At 74.9% G+C, this 19,504-nt stretch carries 18 protein-coding genes; 3 read left to right on the plus strand and 15 right to left on the minus strand.

Features of this window, described 5'->3' with window-relative positions; genetic code table 11:
- Positions 1-840: an alpha/beta fold hydrolase gene (locus tag J2X68_RS28925; RefSeq protein WP_310435531.1), complete on the plus strand. Its 840-nt coding sequence runs from the start codon at positions 1-3 to the stop codon at positions 838-840.
- On the opposite strand, the gene J2X68_RS28930 is transcribed toward J2X68_RS28925, so the two are convergent.
- Together J2X68_RS28930 and J2X68_RS28935 are read right to left on the minus strand one after the other, a co-directional pair.
- On the minus strand, positions 779-1,306 hold the full coding sequence (locus J2X68_RS28930; RefSeq protein ID WP_310435532.1) for a hypothetical protein: 528 nt from the start codon (positions 1,304-1,306) through the stop codon (positions 779-781). The two genes, J2X68_RS28925 and J2X68_RS28930, sit on opposite strands and share 62 nt — an antisense overlap.
- Positions 1,307-1,599: 293 nt before the next feature.
- Complete coding sequence (locus J2X68_RS28935) at positions 1,600-2,634, minus strand: helix-turn-helix transcriptional regulator (protein ID WP_310435533.1); 1,035 nt, start codon at positions 2,632-2,634, stop codon at positions 1,600-1,602.
- A gap of 152 nt (positions 2,635-2,786) precedes the next feature.
- Here J2X68_RS28935 and J2X68_RS28940 point away from each other — a divergent pair, with 152 nt between their 5' ends.
- Positions 2,787-3,032 carry a hypothetical protein gene (locus J2X68_RS28940; protein ID WP_310435534.1) on the plus strand — a complete coding sequence of 82 codons (246 nt, stop codon included), beginning with the start codon at positions 2,787-2,789 and terminating at the stop codon, positions 3,030-3,032.
- Between the two features lie 321 nt (positions 3,033-3,353).
- A complete protein-coding gene (locus J2X68_RS28945; protein WP_310435535.1) occupies positions 3,354-3,572 on the plus strand; it encodes a helix-turn-helix transcriptional regulator in 219 nt (72 codons plus the stop codon).
- Positions 3,573-3,663: 91 nt separating this feature from the next.
- On the opposite strand, the gene J2X68_RS28950 is transcribed toward J2X68_RS28945, so the two are convergent.
- The 13 genes from J2X68_RS28950 to J2X68_RS29010 all read right to left on the minus strand — a co-directional run bounded on the left by J2X68_RS28950 (position 3,664) and on the right by J2X68_RS29010 (position 19,490).
- Positions 3,664-4,782 carry an LLM class flavin-dependent oxidoreductase gene (locus J2X68_RS28950; protein WP_399041082.1) on the minus strand — a complete coding sequence of 373 codons (1,119 nt, stop codon included), beginning with the start codon at positions 4,780-4,782 and terminating at the stop codon, positions 3,664-3,666.
- A complete protein-coding gene (locus tag J2X68_RS28955) occupies positions 4,772-6,388 on the minus strand; it encodes an amino acid adenylation domain-containing protein (protein WP_310435537.1) in 1,617 nt (538 codons plus the stop codon). Before J2X68_RS28955 ends, J2X68_RS28950 begins: the two co-directional genes overlap by 11 nt.
- The gene (locus J2X68_RS28960) at positions 6,385-7,167 is read right to left on the minus strand and encodes an OAM dimerization domain-containing protein (RefSeq protein WP_310435538.1); all 783 of its coding nucleotides are present in this window, start codon (positions 7,165-7,167) and stop codon (positions 6,385-6,387) included. The genes J2X68_RS28955 and J2X68_RS28960 overlap by 4 nt, the downstream gene beginning before the upstream one ends.
- A complete protein-coding gene (locus J2X68_RS28965; RefSeq protein WP_310435539.1) occupies positions 7,164-9,992 on the minus strand; it encodes a lysine 5,6-aminomutase subunit alpha TIM-barrel domain-containing protein in 2,829 nt (942 codons plus the stop codon). Before J2X68_RS28965 ends, J2X68_RS28960 begins: the two co-directional genes overlap by 4 nt.
- Positions 9,989-11,392, minus strand: coding sequence for a lysine 2,3-aminomutase (locus J2X68_RS28970; RefSeq protein ID WP_310435540.1), 1,404 nt, complete (start codon positions 11,390-11,392; stop codon positions 9,989-9,991). Before J2X68_RS28970 ends, J2X68_RS28965 begins: the two co-directional genes overlap by 4 nt.
- 320 nt (positions 11,393-11,712) lie before the next feature.
- Positions 11,713-12,207, minus strand: coding sequence for a GNAT family N-acetyltransferase (locus J2X68_RS28975; protein ID WP_310435541.1), 495 nt, complete (start codon positions 12,205-12,207; stop codon positions 11,713-11,715).
- Complete coding sequence (locus J2X68_RS28980; protein WP_310435542.1) at positions 12,204-13,313, minus strand: histidinol-phosphate transaminase; 1,110 nt, start codon at positions 13,311-13,313, stop codon at positions 12,204-12,206. Before J2X68_RS28980 ends, J2X68_RS28975 begins: the two co-directional genes overlap by 4 nt.
- Complete coding sequence (locus tag J2X68_RS28985) at positions 13,310-13,720, minus strand: cupin domain-containing protein (protein WP_310435543.1); 411 nt, start codon at positions 13,718-13,720, stop codon at positions 13,310-13,312. The genes J2X68_RS28980 and J2X68_RS28985 overlap by 4 nt, the downstream gene beginning before the upstream one ends.
- 11 nt (positions 13,721-13,731) lie before the next feature.
- Positions 13,732-15,045 (minus strand): ATP-grasp domain-containing protein, encoded by a 1,314-nt coding sequence (locus J2X68_RS28990; RefSeq protein WP_310435544.1) that lies wholly within the window; start codon positions 15,043-15,045, stop codon positions 13,732-13,734.
- A gap of 12 nt (positions 15,046-15,057) precedes the next feature.
- Entirely contained in the window at positions 15,058-15,783 is a 726-nt protein-coding gene (locus J2X68_RS28995) for a GNAT family protein (RefSeq protein ID WP_310435545.1), read from the minus strand.
- A gap of 12 nt (positions 15,784-15,795) precedes the next feature.
- Entirely contained in the window at positions 15,796-17,121 is a 1,326-nt protein-coding gene (locus tag J2X68_RS29000; protein WP_310435546.1) for an MFS transporter, read from the minus strand.
- On the minus strand, positions 17,118-18,182 hold the full coding sequence (locus tag J2X68_RS29005) for a methyltransferase (RefSeq protein ID WP_310435547.1): 1,065 nt from the start codon (positions 18,180-18,182) through the stop codon (positions 17,118-17,120). The genes J2X68_RS29000 and J2X68_RS29005 overlap by 4 nt, the downstream gene beginning before the upstream one ends.
- An 18-nt stretch (positions 18,183-18,200) precedes the next feature.
- Complete coding sequence (locus J2X68_RS29010) at positions 18,201-19,490, minus strand: hypothetical protein (protein WP_310435548.1); 1,290 nt, start codon at positions 19,488-19,490, stop codon at positions 18,201-18,203.
- Positions 19,491-19,504 lie beyond the last annotated feature (14 nt).

A 19,504-nucleotide genomic window follows, 5' to 3' on the forward strand; every position in this document is an offset into this window, starting at 1 on the left:
ATGGACGTCCCCACGGCCCTGCCGGGGCGCCCGGACGCCTGGTTGCGGCGCTACGGCGCCCCGGCGCCCGCGGCCGAGGCCACCCTGGTCTGTCTGCCGCACGCGGGCGGCGCGCCGACGTTCTTCCGCGACTGGCCGGAGCTGCTCTCCCCCGAGGTGGACGTGCTCGCCGTGTGCTACCCGGGGCGCCAGGACCGCTTCCACGAGCCGCCCGTCACCGGTATGGCGGAGATGGCCGAAGCGGTCGCCCGCGCCCTCGTCCCGCTCGCGGACCGGCCGCTGGCCGTGTTCGGGCACAGCATGGGCGCGGCCGTCGGGTACGAGACGGCACGGCTGCTGCGGGCACGTCACGGGATCGAGCTGTCGTACCTCTTCCTGTCCGCCATGGTCCCGCCGCACCGGCTCCGCAGACGCTCCAGGCATCTGCTGTCGGACGCCGGGCTGGCGGCCGAACTCCTCGCCCAGGGCGGCACCGACGCCGAGGTGCTGGCCGACGACGAGCTGCGCGCCCTCGTGATGCCCGCCGTCCGGGCCGACTACCGGCTGATCGAGACCTACCGGCACGACGCCGGGGCCGAGCCGCTGGACACGCCGGTCGTCGCCTACCACGGACGCGAGGATCCGGCCGTCCCCGAGGCGGCCGTGCGGGAGTGGCGGCGCTACACCCGGGGGACGGCCGAGGCGAGGTCCTTCCCGGGCGGCCACTTCTATCTGCGCGAGGCCCGGCGGACGCTGACCGCCGACCTGCGCGAACGGCTCCTGGCGCCGGTGCGCCCGCTCACCAGGCCGGGGGGTGCAACGCGAGGACGAGCAGCGTGCACGGAGAATGCGCCCCGTTGAGCGCGTAGCCGAAACCGCTCGGCACGTAGAGCGCCTCACCCACCCTCAGCCGAAGGGCCAGGGCGCGGTCGAGCACGGCGCGGGCCTGTCCGGGCGGCGAGGGCTCCACCCGGCCGGCGCAGCTTCCGCGCACGGGGAGCAGGACCAGGTCGGTCGCCGCGGTGTTGCCGGTGCTCTGCGCACCGGCGGGCAGGGTGAGGTACGAGCTCTGGACCCGGCAGCCCAGCAGTGCGCCGAGGCCGGAGGTCAGTTCCGCCGTCCCGTGGGCCACGCCGTGCGGCTCCGGGTCCGGGTCCGGGTCGGCGCGTCCGCGTACGGTGCCGTCCCCCGCCAGCACGGCGTCGACGCCGTCCGGCCACACGAGGGCCGGGCCCCTGTCCCGGTGGACCGACAGACACAGGGCCAGATCCCTGACGAAGAGCTCCACCCCGGACGTGCCGCTCGCCCGGTCGCCTACGTAATCCACAACCCGCTCCGCTCCGCATCGCACCCGCAACGTCCCGCGTGCCGTGGTCCACGCGCGGACGGCCCGTCCGTGGTGCACGGGACATCCCGGGAAGGGCAGGTCTCCTGTCTTCCGCCACATGACCGCCGGGACGAGCGCTGCCAGTGGCGTCGGCCCGAGCCCGCGGTTTGCAGGAACTCTGCTGCACACGACGGGGGTTGCGGCAGTCCCGGGATCACGGTACCGAAGCGGTGGCGGCCCGTCGCCACCCCGGCGGTCCCTGGCCTCCGGCCGGTCGGGAGCGTGCGCTCGGGTCAGTCGCCTGATCCGGCCTCCTGGACTTCGTCGAGGAGGCCCTGCTGCGCGGCGAGGACCCCGGCCTGGAAACGGCTCTCGGCTCCGAGCGTCTCCATGATGTCGGCGATGTGCTTCCTGGCGGTCCGCAGGGACATGCCGATCCGGCGCGCGATGCTCTCGTCCTTCAGGCCGGCCGCGAGCAGCCGCACGATCGTGCGGTGGATGTCCTTGGCGACCAGTTCCAGTCCGTCGGCGGCGGCGTCGGAGAACGGCGCGGCCTGCGTCCACGCCTGCTCGAACACCTCGCACAGGTAGTGGACGACCGAGGGTTCGCGGATCACCACCGCGCCCCAGGTGCCGCCCCGTTCGGGAATGAAGGCCACCTTGCGGTCGAACACGATCAGCCGGCCGAACAGCTCGTGCGCGGTGCGGTACTCCGCGCCGAGCGCGGACACGGTGGCGACGTAGGCCTGGCTGGGTCCGTTGAAGCGTGCGGTGTGATGGTAGAGCGTGCGCATCCGCACCCCGCGCGACAGCATCGCGGTGTCGCGGGCCAGCGCCTCCTGGAGGACTTCCGGGACCCGGTTCCCGCCGGGCTGGCTGGTGAGCATCTCCTCGGTGCACTCCTCGGCGGCCCGGTTGAGGGCGGCCCGCACCTCCTCGACGCCGGGGATCGCCTCGAGGTCGACGGACTCCCGGCTGAGGCTGTCCCGGTAGTGGCCGCGCAGATCGGCGAACTGGTCGCGGATCCGGTGCAGTTCTGCCTGCTGGGTGCGGATCGCGGCCTCCATCGAGATGGTCACCACGGCGGCCACGAGGTCGGGATCGACCGGACGCAGCCGTGCGGGATCGTCTAAATCGGGTTTGAGCAGGCCGAGTTGATTCAGGGACACGACGGCGGCTTCCACCTCCTCCCGGGTGAGGCCGAGTTCCAGGGCCGCCCGGTCCGCGTCCATGCGCTCGTTGGCCGCCACCCATCGGTACAGGGCGACTTCACTGTCGGTGGGCCTCGCGGGCGGGTCGATTGCCCGATTCTGGTCGGGTATAACCATTACATTCCCTGTTCGTTTTGCTGCGGGGCAGCTTGGTGAGCACCTCGGTAGCTGGCCACGACCACCGCCGACGCGGAAGTCTTGAAGCACCGGAGAACGAATACACGGAACTACCGGTTCCGTCCGATGAATCAGAACCAGGAGCGCCCCACATGAAATCCTTCCGCGCCGTCGCCGCAGCCTCCGCCGTCGCGTGCATCGCATTCGGCGCGTTTATGGGAGCGACCGACACCGTGTCGGCGCCGGCCCCCGGAACGGGCACGCATATCGCGCTCGCGGACGGCGGGAGCACGGACGGGGACAGCGGATGGGGCGGTCGGGTCATCAACGACCCGGAGGCCGACGCGGCGGCCGTCACCGTCTCCGGCGACAGCGGCTGGGGCAGCTCGGGCAGCTGAACCGGTCCGCACGCGGCTCGACGATTCCGGGGAACGGCACGACAGTTGAGGCCATGGCGGGCACGGCGCGTCCGGGACCGGACATGGCCCCAGGTCAGAACGCCGCCCCCGGATCGGGCAGACGGTCACCACTAGGTTTGCACACCCCCACCGTGTCGTCCCCCGATCACGGGCGCACCTTAACCCGCGTCAGCCGCAGTCGGCTCGGCGGCGCGCGAGGTGTGTCCGGCAGTCCTGTCCGTCGGGCCGGCGAAGACCGGCCGTGAGGCCCTTGTGTTCACCAAGAAAGGCACACCTGTGAGTCCGTTCACCGTCGAAATAGTGAATCAACTCAGCGACCGTGAGCTCGAAGTGCTCGGCTATCTCGCCGAGGGCCACACGTATTCCTCCATCGCGCGCAGAATGAATCTGAGTCCGCACACCGTGGACACCTACCTGCGCCGAATCCGGGGAAAGGCGGGGGTCAGCAACCGGGCGCATCTCATGGTGCTGGCCCTGCAGGTCTCCCGGCATCTCGACCTCGGCCTGGCACAGGCGTGAGCCTCTCCCCCGCGACGGCGGAGGGCGCCGGTGGGTGATCCCCACCGGCGCCCTCCGCCGTCGTGCCGTGTGCCCCGACGCGGGACGCCGGTCAGCCGGTGACCACCGTCGGCCGCTCGCGGCGCTCGGCCTCCTGGCGCACCAACGGCAGCAGCGTCCGGCCGAACTCCTCGGCTTCGCGCAGCGGTTCGTACCCGCGCAGCAGGAAGGTCGTCACGCCGATGTCCAGGTAGTCCAGCAGCGCCCGGGCCACCGTCTCGGGGGTCCCCACCAGCGCGGTCGAGTTGCCCGCCGCTCCGGTGGCCGCGGCGGGCGCGGTCCACAGCGCCCGGTCGTGGCGCTCGCCCTTCGCGGCGGCGGCCAGCAGCCGCCGGGAGCCGACGTTCTCGGGCCGCGCCGACGGCCCGAGCGGCAGCGGCGGCCGGCCGCGGTCGAAGAAGGACCCCGCCGTGCCGCGTCGGCGGATGGCGTCGAGGACGCCGTGCGCCCGCTCCCAGGCCTCGTCCTCGGTACGGCCCAGCACCGGCCGGAACGACACGCTGATCCGGGGCGGAGCCGTGCGTCCCGCCGCGCGCGCCGCGGCCCGCACGGCCGCGATCTGCTCGGCGGTCCCGGCCAGCGGCTCGCCCCACAGCGCGAACACGTCCGCGTGCCGGCCGCCCACCCGGAGGGCGGCGGGCGAGGATCCTCCGAAGTACAGCGGAATCCGGGGCTGTTGCAGCGGCCGAACCTCGGAGCGGAAGTCCTCGAACCGGTAGAAGCGCCCCGCGTGGTCGAAGCCCTCCGGTTCGGTCCACGCCCGTCCCATCACCTCCAGGAACTCGTCGGTGCGCGCGTAGCGGTCGTCCTTGTCGAGGTAGTCCCCGTCGCGCCGCTGTTCGGCGTCGTGGCCGCCGGAGATGACGTGGACGGCGAGCCGGCCGGCGCTGAAGTGGTCGAGCGTCGCGAACGACCGCGCGGCCGCGGTGGGGGCGAGGATGCCCGGACGGTGGGCCAGCAGCAGCCCGAGTCGCTCGGTGTGGGCGGCCACGTAGGCGGCGACCTGGGTGCCGTCGGGCGAACTGGAGCTGTGGCCGATCAGGACGCGGTCGAACCCGGCCTCCTCGTGCACCCGCGCGAAGCGCCGGGTGAACTCGGGGTCGACGGCCGGCCCGTGGGGGCCGCCCCCGGAATCCTTGGTCCCGATCATTCCGATGAATTCAACCGGCACGGTGATCAACGCCTCGCATCGCGGTGTCCAGGGGGTCCCGCCGCCGTGAGCCGGCGCCGGACGCGGCCCCCAGGGCCGTCCGGTCCAGCTTGCCGTGCGGGGTGAGCGGCAGTCGGTCGAGATAGCGCAGCCGCTGCGGCAGCATGTGCGCGGGCAGCCGCCCGGCCAGGTGCGCACGCACCCGCTCCGGGGGAAGCGCGTCACGGTCGGCGACCACGAAGGCGCCGAGCACCGGCGTACGGCCGCTGTCGTCGACGAGGCAGGCGGCGCCGTCGACACCGTCGAGGGCGCGCAACTCCGCCTCGATCTCGCCCAGTTCGATACGGAAGCCACGCAGTTTGACCTGGCCGTCCATCCGGCCCGCGTAGTACAGCAGGCCGTCGGCGCCGGCGACGGCCCAGTCGCCGCTGCGGTAGCGGCGGCCCGTGCCGTCCGGGGCCGCGGGGAAGCGCTCGGCGGTGAGTTCCGGCCGGCCGAGGTAGCCGTGGCTCACGCCCGCCCCGCCCACCCACAGCTCGCCGGGCTGCCCCGGCGCCACCGACTCACCGTGTTCGTCCCGTAGTTCCACGGTCAGGTGTCCCAACGGCCGCCCGATCGGGGTGCGTCCGCCACCGGCCTCGCGCAGGACGTCCGCCGTGACGGGGCAGTGGGTGACATGGACGGTGGTCTCCGTGATGCCGTACATGTTGGTGACGGTCGCGGCGGGCGCCGTGCCCGCGTCCCACCAGCGGCGTACGTCGTCGGGCACGAGTGCCTCGCCGCCGAGCACGACATGGCGCAGGTCCGGCAGCCGCACCGCGCCGGCCGCCGCCTCGGTGACGAGGTGGCCGAACGCGGAGGGCACCTGGTTGAGCACGGTGACCCGCTCGGCCGCCAGCAGCCGGGCGAAGGCCTCGGGGTCGGCGGCGGTCTCCCGGTCGACGACCACCGCCCGGCCGCCGTACAGCAGGGCGCCCCAGATCTCCCACACGCTGAAGTCGAAGCTCCACGAGTGGAACAGCGTCCACACGTCGTCCTCCGAGACGTCGAACAGCGGTACCGCGGCGTCCAGCAGGGCCAGCACCTGCGCGTGCCCGACGACGCAGCCCTTCGGCACGCCGGTGGAGCCCGAGGTGTAGATGGTGTAGGCGGTGTCCGACGGGAGGACGGGGGTCCCGGCGGTGCCGGCGGCGGGCGGACGGGAGACGAGGACGAGCTGTCCCAGGTCGGCGAGGGGCGTCTCGCCGGGCGCCGGCGGTCCCTCGGTGAGGATCAGCCGGGTGCCCGAGTCGTCGAGCAGATGGCGCTGCCGCTCCCGCGGATATCCCGGGTCGACCGGCAGATAGGAGGCTCCGGCGCCCAGGATGCCCAGGAGCCCGGCGAGCGCGTGCCGCGACCGCCCGGCCCGCAGCGCCACGGGCTGACCCGGGGACACCCGGCCGCGCACGGCGCGTGTCACGGCGTCGGCGTCCTCGGCGAGCCGTCCGTAGGTGACCGGACCCCGGGCGTCGGTGACGGCCGTGCGGTCGGGCTCGCGGGCGGCGACCGCGCGGAACCGGGCGTCGAGCCGGTCCTGCGCAGCCGTCGTCGCGCCGAGCGGCCGGGGGCTCTCCCACGGGCGGTTCATACGGCACTCCTGTCGTCCGTCGCGGCGGCCCGCCCGCAGGTCAGGGCGTGGGCGAGGTAGCTGGCCACGTCGTCGGGGGTGGTGCCGCGGCCGAAGACGCGGTCGGCGCCGAGTTCGGCGGCCATGCCGGGGTCGAAGCGCGGCCCGCCCACCACGAGCAGGGGCCGCGGGCGTCCGGTGAACGCCACGTCCAGTTCCGCGCTGAGTTCGCGCACGTTGGTCAGGTGCGCGTCGCGCTGGGTCACGGCCTGCGAGACGAGGACCGCGTCGGCGCGCTCGCTCACCGCCCGGCGCACCAGGTCGGCCACCGCGACCTGGGCGCCGAGATTGACGACCCGCATCGAGTGGTAGTACTCGAGGCCCTTCTGCCCGGCGAAGCCCTTGATGTTGAGGATGGCGTCGATGCCGACGGTGTGGGCGTCCGTCCCGATGCACGCGCCGACCACGACCAGCTCGCGTCCGAGGCCGTGGTGCAGGGTCTCGTCGACCTCCTGGGCCGACAGCAGCGGGTACTCCCGCTCCAGGACGTCGACCGAGTCGAGTTCCACCCGGTGCGTGACCGCGCCGTAGACGACGAAGAAGCCGAACTCGGTGCCCACCGGCCGGGCGTGGACCAGCAGCGGTCTCTCGATGCCCATCCGGCGGGCCAGTTGGAGGGCCGCGGCCTCGGCCAGGGGGCCGTGCGGCAGGGGAAGGGTGAACGACAGCTGCACCATGCCGTCGTCGCTGGTGTCCCCGTAGGGGCGGACCGCGGGCGGCGGTTCTGCGGGCGTGTTCATCGCCGGTCTCCTCCTTCTGGCTCGGGGGCCGCGGGCGCCTCGAGCAGTTCCACGGCGGGGTTGCGGTATCCGGGAGCGCGCTCGGCCACCCCGTCCCGGCCTCGGCCGCCGTCGACGGGGCGGCGCATACCGCCGAAGGTGCCCTCGGCGATGGCGTCCAGCAGGCCTCGGTCGCACAGCCGCTCCAGCAGGCCGACGGCCTCGCCCAGCACCGCGTCCGCGCGCCGGGCGACGACACCGCCGGGGGCGGGCCGGAAGTCCTCCTCCAGGGCGCCGGCGGCGTTCATCACGTACCGGACGTTCTGCAGCGCCAGGTCGCGGTCGGAGAGGAAGGGCGTGACGACGGCCTCGGTCATCATGCCGACCAGCAGGATGTCCTGCCGGGTCAGGGCCCCGGCCAGGTTGAAGAACCCGTTGAGCAGATAGCCGCGGAACACGTCGCCGGTCATGTGGCGGGTCGGCGGCATCCACTTGAGCGGGGCGTCGGGGAACAGTTCGCGGGCCAGCAGGGCGTGGGCCAGTTCCATCCGGAAGGAGTCGGGCAGGTCCGGGTCGATCTCGAAGGCGTGTCCCAGGCCGAGCTGGGCGTCGGCCAGTCCCGCCTCCTTGCCGAAGTACTCGTTCAGCAGCTGGCTCGCGGTCACCGTGTGAGCCGCCTGCATCGCGTCGGCGGTGGTGAGGTAGTTGTCCTCGCCCGTGTTGATCACGATTCCGGCGCGGGCGTGCAGCTGCCGGGAGAAGCGCTGGTCGACGAAGGTGCGGACGGGGTTGATGTCGCGGAACAGGATGCCGTACATCGAGTCGTTGAGCATCATGTCGAGCCGTTCCAGGCCCGCCAGTACGGCGATCTCCGGCATGCACAGTCCGGACGCGTAGTTGGTCAGCCGGACGTAGCGGCCCAGCTGCGCCGAGACGTCGTCCAGGGCGGCGCGCATCAGGCGGAAGTTCTCCTGGGTGGCATAGGTTCCGGCGTAGCCCTCGCGGGTGGCGCCGTGGGGCACGTAGTCGAGCAGCGACTGGCCGGTGGAGCGGATGACCGCGATGACGTCGGCCCCGCCCCGGGCCGCCGCCACGGCCTGCCGGACGTCCTCGTGGATGTCCCCGGTGGCCACGATCAGGTAGACGAGCGGTCCGCGGGGCTCGCCCCACCGGCGGATCAGTCGCTCGCGTTCACGGCGGCGGCCGTCGATGACGGACAAGCCCTCGGCCATCGCCCGGCGGGCGTCGCGCACGGCGCTCTGGGCGGCGGCGCCCTCGGGCAGCCGGAAGGAGACGTCGCGGGCGGTGGCGCGGGCGGCCAGCTCGGTGAGGTCGCGGCTCGTCCCGGTGCGCAGCGCGTGCCAGACCGGCAGTGCCACCCCGTGTTCGAGACCGACCTGGTCACGCACCGCGTCCACCAGCCGGTTCACCCAGGGGATGCCCTCGGCGTCGGCGCCGGACAGCCCGGCCAGCCGCAGTGCGGCCCGCTCGACGGCGACCGTCGTGTGCGACCGCGCCATGTCCACCACCGGACGCCCGGCGCGCACGGCCAACTCCCGCGCGCGACGCACCAGATCGGGATCGAGACCGAGCTTGCCGACGGGGGCGGCCGAGGGGCCGGCGGGGACGGTGGCGACCGGGGCGGCGGCAGGCCGGGACCCGGCTGTGCGGCTCAGCAGGGCGGAAGGCCGAGAGGTGACACCTCCTGGCCGGACAGCCGTAGGCCGGGACACGGCGGCACCGGCCGGGGCCGACGCGGGCCCGGACGAGGCGGTGGCGGTCCGTGGCGGGGTGAGTCGGTGGGCGAACAGCGCCCGTACGCCCGGCTCGGTGCGCAGCAGGTCCAGTGCCTGCTCCGCGTGGCCGGGCTGATAGCCGTTGCCGATCAGCATCGTGACGTCGGCGCGCAGTCCCTCGGCGCCGAGCGCGGCCGTGGGGAACGAGGTGGCCATCGAGAAGAAGACGACGGTGCCGCCGTCGCGGGTCGCCAGCACCGCCGCGTGCTCGCAGCCGGGCACGTCGGTGCAGACGACGGTGATGTCGACGGGGCCGCCGGACCCGGCGAGCCGCTCGCTCAGTCCGACCGCGTCGCGGGCGTCGGCCCGCAGCACCGTGCCGGCCAGGCCGGAGGCGGCGAGCGCGGCGGCCTCCGCGTCGTCGGGCACGACGCCGACGAGCCGTCCGGCGCCCGCGCGGCGGGCCGCCGCCAGCGCCAGGCTGCCCGACTTGCCGGCCGCGCCCAGGACGGCCACGGAGGGAGCGGCGCCGGACCGGGCCGCGTGCTCGGCGACGGTACGGGCCGTCAGCGCGGGCGCGCCGCACACGTCGAGCACCGCGAGGGACAGTTCGTCGGGCAGGTCGGCGGGCAGGGCCGCGGCGACCGACCGCCCGAACAGGACGGCGTGCCCGCGGGCCGGTACCCGCTCCCCCAGCCCGTCCCAGTCCCGCAGCCCGTCGGTCAGCGTCAGCGGGGTCAGGGTGAGGGAGACCAGGCTGGCCACCCGGTCGCCGGGCACGAGTCCGAGCGGGGTGCGCGGCCCGGCCTCGGCCACGGTGCCGATCAGCATGCCGCCGGACCCGGTGACCGGGTTGTGCATCTTGCCGCGCTCGCGCACGATCCGGCACACCGCCGCGCGTATCGCGTCCCCGTCCCCGCCGTGCTCCTCGTGGAGCTGCCGGTAGGACGCGGCGTCCAGGTTGAGGTACTCCACGTCGATGCGCAGTTCGTCCTCGCGCAGCGGGGAATCGGGGTCGAGTCGGTCGGCGGCCTGCGGCAGCACCCCGGCAGGCGCGAGCACCCGGTGCAGTCCGAGCGGCGAACCCTGCGTCCGTGTGACGGCGTTCACCGGTCCTCCTCCGGCTTCCACTGCGCCCAGTGCGCCTGACCGGCGTCGGGCAGGGTGTGCAGCGGGTCGTAGTAGTGGTGGGTGCGGCGCAACGCCTCGGGGTCGTCGTGCTCGACGGAGGTCAGGTAGTTCTTGGACCAGTCGGAGACGCCCAGTTCGCGGTCGTAGGCGTCGGCCTGGTGCACCCAGCGCTTGCCGACGTAGGGCACGTCGCACACCAGGCGGGGAGTGGCGAAGCCGGGGAGGTAGCCCATGATCGCGTGCTGCAGGCGCTGGGCCTCGGACAGCGGCAGCCGCCAGTGCTCGGCGCCGGGCACGAGGTCGCAGAGGTAGAAGTAGTAGGGCATGATCTGCGCGCTGTCGAGCAGCGCGAAGCACAGGTCGAGCAGGGCCTCGGGCGTGTGGTTGACGCCGTGCAGCAGCACCCCCTGATTGCGGATGTCGCGCAGGCCGGCCGCCAGCAGGGCGCGGGAGGCCTCGGCCACCAGCGGGGTGACCTGCTGGACGTTGTTGACGTGGGTGTGCATCGCCAGGCCGACGCCGCGCGCGGACGCCTTGGCGGCGAGCTGCGCCATGCCGTCGAGCAGCTCGGGGGCGAGCCAGTGCTGGGGCAGTCCGACGAGCCCTTTGCTGGCGAGCCGGATGTCGCGGATGTTGTCCAGGTCGAGCAGCCGGTCCACGAACGAACGCAGGCGGGGCCAGGGCACGTTGGCGACATCGCCCCCGGAGACCACGACGTCGCGGACGGTAGGGGTGGCGCGCAGATAGGCGATCATCCGGTCGAGGCGGTCGGCCGGACGCAGCACGAAACGGTACTTGTCGATCTGCGGGGTGGAGGTGCCGACCAGGTCCATCCGGGTGCAGTGCCCGCAGTACTGCGGGCAGGTGGTGACGAGTTCGGCGAGCACCTTGGTCGGATAGCGGTGGGTGAGTCCCTCGACCACCCACATCTCGGCCTCGTGCAGGGAGTCGCGGGAGGCGAGCGGGTGGCTGGGCCACCTGGGGTGCCGGTCGCTGGCGACGGGCAGCATGTAGCGGCGCACGGGGTCGGCGTACCAGGCGGTGGTGTCGGGGGCGGAAGCGGGCGCGATGGTGTTGAGGACCTGCGGGGTGAGCAGGATCGGCATGGTCGCGAACTGCCGCTGGTCGGCGTCGAGATCGTCGTAGAACGCGTCGTCGAGCCCGGTGCCGGCCACCTCGCGCAGCTGCCGGACTCCCTTGACGCAGTGGGCGCGCTGCCACTGCGGGTCGCGCCATTCGGCGGCGGTGACGTCCCGCCAGGCCGGGAAGCGCCGCCAGTCGGGCTCGACCGCCTCGTGGCGTCGGTAGCCGTACGGCTGGGCGGGGGGGTCGGCCGCCTCCCGGGTGGGCGGCGCGGTCGGCAGGAATGCGGTGTTCACGAGGTGCCTCGGTTTTCTCCCGGCCGCAGGCGGCGGGTGGGGTCTCGGAGCGGTACGGGTCGGGGCGGGTCGGGACGGTGTGGGGTGCGGCTGGGTCGGGACGGTGTGGGGTGCGGCTGGGTCGGGACTGGGCTGAGTGGGACGGGCCTGGGACGGTGCCGGGCGGAGCGGGGCACGGCTGGACCGCGGTGCTGGGCTGGGTGGGGGCGGAGAGGGGCGGCAGGGCGCACGGTCATGGCCCCGTGGAGCCGCTGGCCCGGGTGCCGACCGCGCCGGATCGGGTACCGGCGCCGCGGGATCCGGTGCGGGTCGCCGTGTGTTCAGCCGGTGAGGGCGTAGACGAGTTGTCCGTCGCGGTCGGGTCTGCGGGCGAAGCCGGCCCGTTCCATGACGCGTCGGGAGGCGGTGTTGGCGCGCGTGGTCGTGGCGATGACCGTGTCGACGCGCGTGTCGTCCAGGGCCCGTCGGGCGAGCGCGGCCAGGGCCTCGGTCGCGTAGCCGCGGCCGCGGGCGTCCGGGTGCAGGTCGAAGCCGATCTCGACGAGGCCGTCCCGGGGCGGGCCCTGGAAGCCCATGCCGCCGACGACCAGGCCGTCCTCGACGCGGACGAGCACGTACATGCCCCAGCCGGGCCGGTGCCTTCCGGCCGCGTGCGCGGCGGCGAGCAGCCCCGCCGCCTCCCGGGAGCCCTCCCCGGGGGTTCCGCCCAGCCAGTCCAGTCCGGCCGGCCTGCCCGCCCGGATCTCCGGGGCCTCGCCCGGCAGCACCTCGCGCAGCCGGAGGCGATCGGTGTGCAGGGCGATCGCCTGCGTCACGGGCGCTCCTGTGCGGTGGCTGCGGTGGGGAGCGCCGGGCCGGGTCCGGGGCCGGTCACGGGGGCGACGATGTCGAGGGCGTCGAGGAGGCGTGCGAGATCCGCGGCCTTGCCGACCGAGACGCGCAGGTGGCCGTGGAGTCCGAAGCGGCCCGCGTCGCGGACGAGGATGCCGTGGTCGCGTTCCAGCAGCCGTTCGGCCCGCGCGGCGTCGGGGACCGGTACGGCGAGGAAGTTGGTGACCGACGGCAGAGCCCGGCGCCCGCGGGCGGCCAGATCGGCCCTGAACCGCTCACGGGCGTCGGCGTTGCCGCGCCGTACGCGCTCCAGATGGCCGCGGTCGGCGAGCGCGGCCACGGCGGCCGCCTGGGCGGCCCGGTTGACGCTGAACGGCATGCTGCCCTGCACCGCGCGCAGCCGGCCCACGAGATCGGCGCGGCCCACGGCGTAGCCGACGCGCAGCCCGGCCAGACCGTGCGCCTTGGAGAAGGTGCGCAGTCCCAGCACGGGGGCGCCGGTTCCCAGGTAGTCCGGCACCTGGGGGGTGCCGGGCGGGGCGAAGTCCAGATAGGCCTCGTCCACCACGAGCGGGGTCCCGGTGGCGGCCGCCCGCTCGACGAGGAGGTCGAACGCGGCCCGGTCGAGGACTCCCCCGGTCGGGTTGTGCGGATGGCACACGTACGCCACGCCCGCGTCGTCGAAGGCGTCGGCCAGCGCGTCGATGCCGTCCACGGGGACCTCACGGCAGCCGCGCCCCACGTTCTCCAGACAGATCCGGTAGCCGGGGAAGGTGTCGGCGGTGGTGACGCCCGGCCGCTGCCGGTCGCCGAGGCACAGCGCGGTGAGCAGGACCAGTTCGTCGCTGCCGTTGGCGACGGCCACCTGGTCGGGCCTCACGCCCAGCAGCTCGGCGACGGCCTGTGCGGGCGCGGTGCGGGCCGGGTCGGGGTAGGTCCCGGTGTCGTCGACGGCCCGGTGGGCGGCGGCCAGGGCGTGCGGGCTCGGACCGTACGGGCTCTCGCTGAGGTGGAGGCGCACGAGCGCGTCGGCCGGTGCGGACGGCGGGGCCGGGATGCGCGGGGCGGCGTGAGCGGCCGGGGCGGTCATCGGCCACCGCCGAGGAGCAGGCCGAAGCAGTAGCTGCCGGGCTCCGCCTCCAGGGTGAGGAAGCGGTGTTCGGCCCCGGCGGGGACGCGCAGCAGCGCGGGCGAGGTCAGCTCGTGCCGTTCGCCGTCGACGAGCACCTCGATGCGGGCGGCGCCGGGGTGGGGCGAGACGAGGAAGTAGATCTCGTCGACCTCGTGCCGGTGGGGATCGGCGACCGGCTTGCCGACCAGGTGGTCGATGGGGCCGCCGGCCAGTTCGACGGGGACGCCGCCGAACATGTCGGCCGTCAGGTAGAAGGGCGCCGGTGCGTGGTGGCCGGCCACCGGCAGGAGTCGGGGGATGTCGGTGCGGATCTCGGCGCCCGCCGTGCGCGGGGCCGGGGTGGGGGTCGGGGTCTCGGTGGTCATCCGGGGGCCTTTCATGGGTGCAGGGAGCTGAGCGGGCCGTGTCCGGCCAGGTCGCGGGCGCGCACGGTGCGCGCGTCCGGTGCGCCGGGGGCGTCGGCGAAGGTGTAGGTGAGGGCGTCGAGGGCCCGGTCCAGCGCGCCGAGCATGGCGGTGTGGTCGTCGGCCGTGCCCCACAGCACGGCCAGTTCGGCGGTGCCGACACCGGGCGGGAGCCGGGTGCCGGGCCGCACCCGGGTCTCGTAGCCGTGCAGGCCAGGGACCGCGAGCGCGTCCGCGACCCCGTGCACGCCGGTCAGCAGGCCGCCCTCGGCGGGGGCGGGCACCGCCCGGGCGTACACCACCCGCTCCTGCGGCGCCCAGGCCCCGGGGGCCGGACCGCCCAGCGCCAGGCGTCCCGCCAGAGCCACCGGGTCCAGTCCGCCCGCCAGCCGGCCGAGGCCGCTCTGGAAGCCGCCCAGCCTGCCGTTGACCTCGATCAGCCGGGGGCCGTGAGCGGTCAGTTTGACCTCGGTGTGGGTGATGCCGGTGCGCAGTCCCAGCGCCTCGACCGCACGGCCGGCCAGCTCGAGCACCGCGGCCCGCTCGGTGTCGGCGAGCGGCGCGGGCCAGAAGTGGCCGACCTCCCGGAAGGGCGGGGCCAGCGGGAACTTCCCGGTCACCGCCCAGTGCGTGACCCGGCCGTCCACCACCGCGCTCTCCACGGAGACGTGGTCGCCGAACGGGCCACGGTCGACGCCCGCGAGGTACTCCTCCAGGACGAGCGCCTCCTCCGCGTCCGGGCCGGACAGCAGCTCCGCGGCGAGCGCCGCCCCGGCTTGCGCGTCCCGCACCGGATGGGTGTTGCGGCTGCCCTCGCCGCGCACCGGCTTGAGGACGGCCGGCAGCCCCACCGCGGCGAGCGCGGGCGCCCAGTCCCGCGCGGTGCGCAGCAGCCGTGTCCGCACCGGGTCCACGCCCCGCTCGCGGAGCCTGCGCCGCTGCTCGTACTTGTCCGTCAGCAGCCGTACGGTGTCGGCGTCGTGGTACGGCAGTCCGAGCCGTGCGGCGAGTTCCGCCGTGGTGGCGAGCCGGCGCTCGCTGAAGGTGAGCACGGCGTCGGGGCGGTGGGCCCCGAGCCGCGCGGCTGCTTCGTCGAGGGCGGGTGCGCTGTCGTCGTCCACGGCGACGAGCGGGGCCAAGTCCGACAGCAGGGGCGAGAGTTGCTCGGTGTGGGCCGAGCGGAAGACGGCGAGGACGACGTCACCGAGGGGTTCGAGACGGTCCACGATGTCCGCGGGGGCGACGGAGCCGAAGTCGTAGACGACGGCGATCACGGGGCGTGGCATGGCCGGTCGTCCTCAGGCTTCGACGTGGTCGGGGTCGGGTGCGTGGCGCACGCCGGAGAGGGTGGCGGACAGCGCGGTGGCCGCGGGTGCGGCCGTCGGGTCCTCGACCGCGAACATGCCGAGCGCCGGCTCCAGACCGCCGATCTCCGCGGGGACGGCACGGGACGCCTCCCAGTCCGCGCGCCGCAGCCGGTAGCGGTCGCTCACGGCGCGCTGTCCGCGCACGGCGTTGATCTGCGTGCCGTCGTGGACGAAGCCGAACTTGCGGCACACGGCCTGCGAGGCGGTGTTCCCCCGCCGGACGACGGAGAACGCGTCCTGTGCGCCGAGGCCGGCGAAGGCCAGTTCGAGGGCGGCGGCACGGGCGTGGCCGCCCAGGCCCAGGCCCTGGTGGCGCAGGCCCAGCCAGGAGGTCAGCAGCACCTCGCGGGTCACCGCGAAGTCGCGTGCGCCCAGCGACTGGGAGCCCACCACCTCGCCGTCGTGCACCACCACCAGGTACAGCGTCCAGTCGTCGGGGCTCCAGTGGGCCATGGCGTTCCAGTGCCGCTGGAGGACCCGGCGGGCCACGGCGGCCGGGTCGCCGTCCGTCCACTGGGAGAAGAAGGGCATGAAGCCGGGTGCGTGCACGCCCTCGGCGCCCAGCGCGGCGAGCGCGTCGAGGTCCTGCGGGGTCGGCCAGCGCAGCTCGACGAGCGGGGTGCGCACGGTGATGCCGCTCAGCGGCCAGTGCTGCATGACGGGTACCTCCTAGGAGCCGCTGGCGGCGGTGACGGGGGCGGATCCGGTGGCGGCGGCGGGCTCGTCGCCCACCGCTTCCGGTGCCGGGTCGGGCAGGTCGGCGCCGGCCGGCAGGGTGCGGCGCAGAGCCGGTCCCACCAGGGCGACGGCGGCGCACGCGGCGATCAGGGCGCCGACGAGCGGCAGGCCGTCGGCGAGCGGGAGGGTGGCCCCGGCGAGGAGGGGACCGGCCACGGAGCCGGTGGAGACGGCCACCGACAGCATGGCGTTGGCGCGGCCCCGGGCGCGTTCCCCGGCGAGGTCGTTGAGCAGTCCGGTGACGACGGGGAAGACCAGGGCCTCCCCCACGGACAGCAGCAGCACCCCGGCCATGGCGGTGACGGTGGCGGCGGTGCCGTGCTGGCGGCCCGCGACGAGCACGAGGGCCCAGGCCGCCGCCCACAGCAGGCCGGTGAGGGACAGCACGGTGCTGCGCCGTACCCGCTGGACGCGCTCGCCGAGGACGACCTGGGTGAGCACGGCGACGACCACGTTCACGGCGAAGGTGCCGGACAGCCCCTCCGGGCCCACCGCACCGCCGGCCGTGAGGTATCCGGGCAGCCCGGACCTGAGCTGCCCGTACGACACGAGCGAGCACAGCGTCACCGTGGCCAGCAGGACCGCGAGCGTCCGCTGTCCCAGCACCTCGCGGTAGCCGGACGGTCCCGCCGGCGCGCTCTTCCCGCCGCTTGCGCGCTCGATGTGCGGCAGCAGCAGGAGGAAGGCGGCTCCGGCGGCGAGGAAGGTGGCGCCGTCGGCGAGGTAGAGCGCCGTGAACCGGGCCGCGCGGGAACCCGGGCCCGAGGCGGCGACCAGCCCGCCGACGAGGACGCCGAGCCCGGTCATCGCGTTGAACACGGCGTAGTCGGCCGAGAAGGCGAGCCCACGCTCGCGGGCCGTTGCGGCGCCGGCGTACAGATAGCGCAGGACCGTGCCCACGCCGCTGATGCCCAGCCCGTACACGACCGCGGCGGTGAGAGCGGCCGGTGCCGAGGTGACGAAGGCGTACAGGCCGGTGCCCAGGCCGGCGACGCACATCACCAGCGTGACGACGGCGCGCGGCGCGAGGCGGTCCAGGACGGCGCCCCAGGCGAGGCCGCCGACGACCGCGGTGGCGGCCTGGACCGCGAGGGTGGCGGCGGGGATCCAGGACGCCAGGCCGCGGACCTGGTCCAGGTAGATCCACAGGAACGGCAGGACCAGGCCGCCGCCGAAGGAGTTGACCGCGTTGACCGCCAGCACGGCCCGGGTGCGCGGGGAGAACGCGCGCAGGACCGCGAGGGGGCGGGCGCTCACCGCGCTTCCAGGACGTACAGCCACGAGTGCGGGGTGCCGAAGGGGACCGTGCGGACCGCGTGGAGACCGGCGGCCGCGAACAGCTCCTCGTACGTCTCCTTGGTGTGCAGCGGTACGCCCATCAGCGCGTGGGCGAGTTCGTAGCCGAGGGAGAACACCGGCAGGGAGGCGGAGCCCTCGGCGTCGGGGCGCAGCATGGTGTCGGCGAGGACGAAGGTGCGGGCGGCGGGGAACGCCTCGCGCAGCCGGGTGAACAGGTGGGGGCGGGTGCCGGGGTCGGCGAGCAGGTCGTGCAGCAGGAAGAAGCTCATCACGGTGTCCACCTCGGCGATGGCGTCGCGGTGGGCCTCGCGGTGGCAGACGTCGAGCACGTCGGCGCGGACGGCCTTGACGCGGTCCGCCAGGCCCGCCTCGGCGATGGTGCGGTGGCCGAGCTCGGTGGCGGGGCCGCTGATGTCCAGGCCGAGGCCGCGGGTGCCGGGCCGGGCGCCGACGACCCGGCTGACCCGGGCGGAGATGCCGCTGCCGAGATCGGCGAGGGTGTGGAAGTCGACGCCGTCGAGGACGTCGTCGAGGGTGGTGGACATGAAGGAGCGGTCGTTCTGGCCCGAGCCGAGGGCGACCATGGCCTCGTCGCGCAGCAGGGTGTCGCCGAAGGTGGCTTCGCCGGAGGCCAGTCGGGCGGCGCCGGAGAAGACGTCGCTGTAGCCGCCGACCGCCCAGGTGAAGTAGCCGCGCATGCGGACGGTCTCGCGTCCCGCGTCGGTGAGGACCGCGGTGTCGCCGCCGTCCTCCAGGCGCAGCCAGCCGCACACGGCCGCGGCGCGCAGCACCTCCCGGACGACCCGCTCACGGACCGCGGGACCGGCGGAGCGCACGAAGTCGTGGATGTCCAGGCGGGGTTCGGCCGCCAGCCGGTCCCAGACGCCGAGCCGGTCGAGGGTGTGCACGACGGTGGCGGCGACATAGCCGTTGAAGGCCTGGTCGACGCCGATCGGAGCGGGTGCGGCGCCGTGCCAGTCGGCGGGCAGCGCGTGCGGCGGGGTGTGCAGGAGTGTCATGGTGATGTCCGTTCCGGGTCAGGCGGGCAGGGGGTGCGCCGACGGGACGCCGGCGCCCACGAGGCCGACGAGTTCGTCGAGCAGGCGTCCGGGTTCGACAGTGGCGGTGAGCGGTTCGTAGACGGCCAGGGCCAGTGCCCAGTGGGCGGGCCCGGCGCGGAAGCAGCAGCGCGCCAGCGGCGCGTCGCGCAGGGGGAACGGCTGCCGGGCCGCGGTCAGCACCGCCTCCTGCAGGGGCTGCGGCCCGCCGTCGGGGTCGGGGGCCAGGTGGACCGGCCGGGCGTCGGCGGTGGGCAGGGTGCGGGCCTGCCAGCGACCGCCCGGTTCGCTGAAGACGGTCCGCAGCGCCGGGTGCCTGCGCTGGAGTTCGGCGAAGGCGGCGCCCAGGGCGCCGGCCGCGGGGGGCGGTCCCGGTACGACGGTCGCGACGGTCGCGTTGTGGTCGCCGGAGGAGCCGTGCCGGACCAGGTCGTAGAAGAGCCAGCGCTGTTCGTACGGCGTGAGCGGCCGGGTGGGGGCCGCGTCGGCGGGCGCCGGGCCGCCCGGTCCGCGGCGGCGCAGCGGGTGTCCGGGCAGCCGGACCCGGCGGCCGGGGCGTCCCAGCGTGGTGTCGACGTCGTAGCCGCGCCGCCACAGTCCGGCGAGCAGCCGCGCGACGGAGGCGCCTTCGGCCGGGTCGAGGGCGAGCGCGTCGCCCGTGTCCGGTCCGGCCGCGCCGATCACGACGACCGGCGTCCCGGCGTGCTCGTCGGGCAGGGGTTCGTCGGGTCCGGAGGCGCCCGCTGCGGCGGCCAGCAGCGCGTCCGGCAGGGTGAGGTCGCCGCGTGCCGCCGCGGCGGCCAGCGCGCCGACTCCCCTTCCGCGTACGGCGCACGGGGTCACCCGGCGAGCCCGCAGCCAGACCGTGAGGCCGTAGAGGACGGCGACGGTGCGGGCCGCCTCGGCGTCCGTGTGCTGCCGGGCGACCCGCAGGGCGCCGGTCACCTCGGGGAGGTCCACGGCTGCCGCAACGGGCGCCGTGCCGTCGAGCAGCAGCACGGGTCCGGCGCCCGGTGCGCGCCCGGGCGCGGGCGCCACGGGGGCTCCGCCCTCCGCCAGCAGGGCGGCGGCCTCCGCGACCGAACCACCGGTGACGGCGTACCGGCACGGGAAGCGTTCACGACCGGTGTCGAGCGTCAGGGCCACGTCGTCGAGGTCGGCGTCCGGCGTGTTCTCCAGCCACGCGGCCAGCCGGCCGCGCGTCTCGGCCAGGGACTCGGGGTCCCGGGCCGACACGGCCAGCACCCGCGGCAGGTCCGTCGGGGTCATGGGTCGGTTCATCC

Origin of the sequence: Streptomyces sp. 3330, assembly GCF_031456635.1 — a bacterium.
Lineage (GTDB): Bacteria > Actinomycetota > Actinomycetes > Streptomycetales > Streptomycetaceae > Streptomyces.

What these genes read in the sequence shown, in the direction of transcription:
- J2X68_RS29005 (WP_310435547.1), bottom strand. Translation starts at nt 18,182, where the DNA reads ATGACACTCCTGCACACCCCGCCGCACGCGCTGCCCGCCGACTGGCAC.
- J2X68_RS28935 (WP_310435533.1), bottom strand. Translation starts at nt 2,634, where the DNA reads ATGGTTATACCCGACCAGAATCGGGCAATCGACCCGCCCGCGAGGCCC.
- J2X68_RS28940 (WP_310435534.1), top strand. Translation starts at nt 2,787, where the DNA reads ATGAAATCCTTCCGCGCCGTCGCCGCAGCCTCCGCCGTCGCGTGCATC.
- J2X68_RS28995 (WP_310435545.1), bottom strand. Translation starts at nt 15,783, where the DNA reads ATGCAGCACTGGCCGCTGAGCGGCATCACCGTGCGCACCCCGCTCGTC.
- J2X68_RS28990 (WP_310435544.1), bottom strand. Translation starts at nt 15,045, where the DNA reads ATGCCACGCCCCGTGATCGCCGTCGTCTACGACTTCGGCTCCGTCGCC.
- J2X68_RS29010 (WP_310435548.1), bottom strand. Translation starts at nt 19,490, where the DNA reads ATGACCCCGACGGACCTGCCGCGGGTGCTGGCCGTGTCGGCCCGGGAC.
- J2X68_RS28955 (WP_310435537.1), bottom strand. Translation starts at nt 6,388, where the DNA reads ATGAACCGCCCGTGGGAGAGCCCCCGGCCGCTCGGCGCGACGACGGCT.
- J2X68_RS28980 (WP_310435542.1), bottom strand. Translation starts at nt 13,313, where the DNA reads ATGACCGCCCCGGCCGCTCACGCCGCCCCGCGCATCCCGGCCCCGCCG.
- J2X68_RS28960 (WP_310435538.1), bottom strand. Translation starts at nt 7,167, where the DNA reads ATGAACACGCCCGCAGAACCGCCGCCCGCGGTCCGCCCCTACGGGGAC.
- J2X68_RS28925 (WP_310435531.1), top strand. Translation starts at nt 1, where the DNA reads ATGGACGTCCCCACGGCCCTGCCGGGGCGCCCGGACGCCTGGTTGCGG.
- J2X68_RS28985 (WP_310435543.1), bottom strand. Translation starts at nt 13,720, where the DNA reads ATGACCACCGAGACCCCGACCCCCACCCCGGCCCCGCGCACGGCGGGC.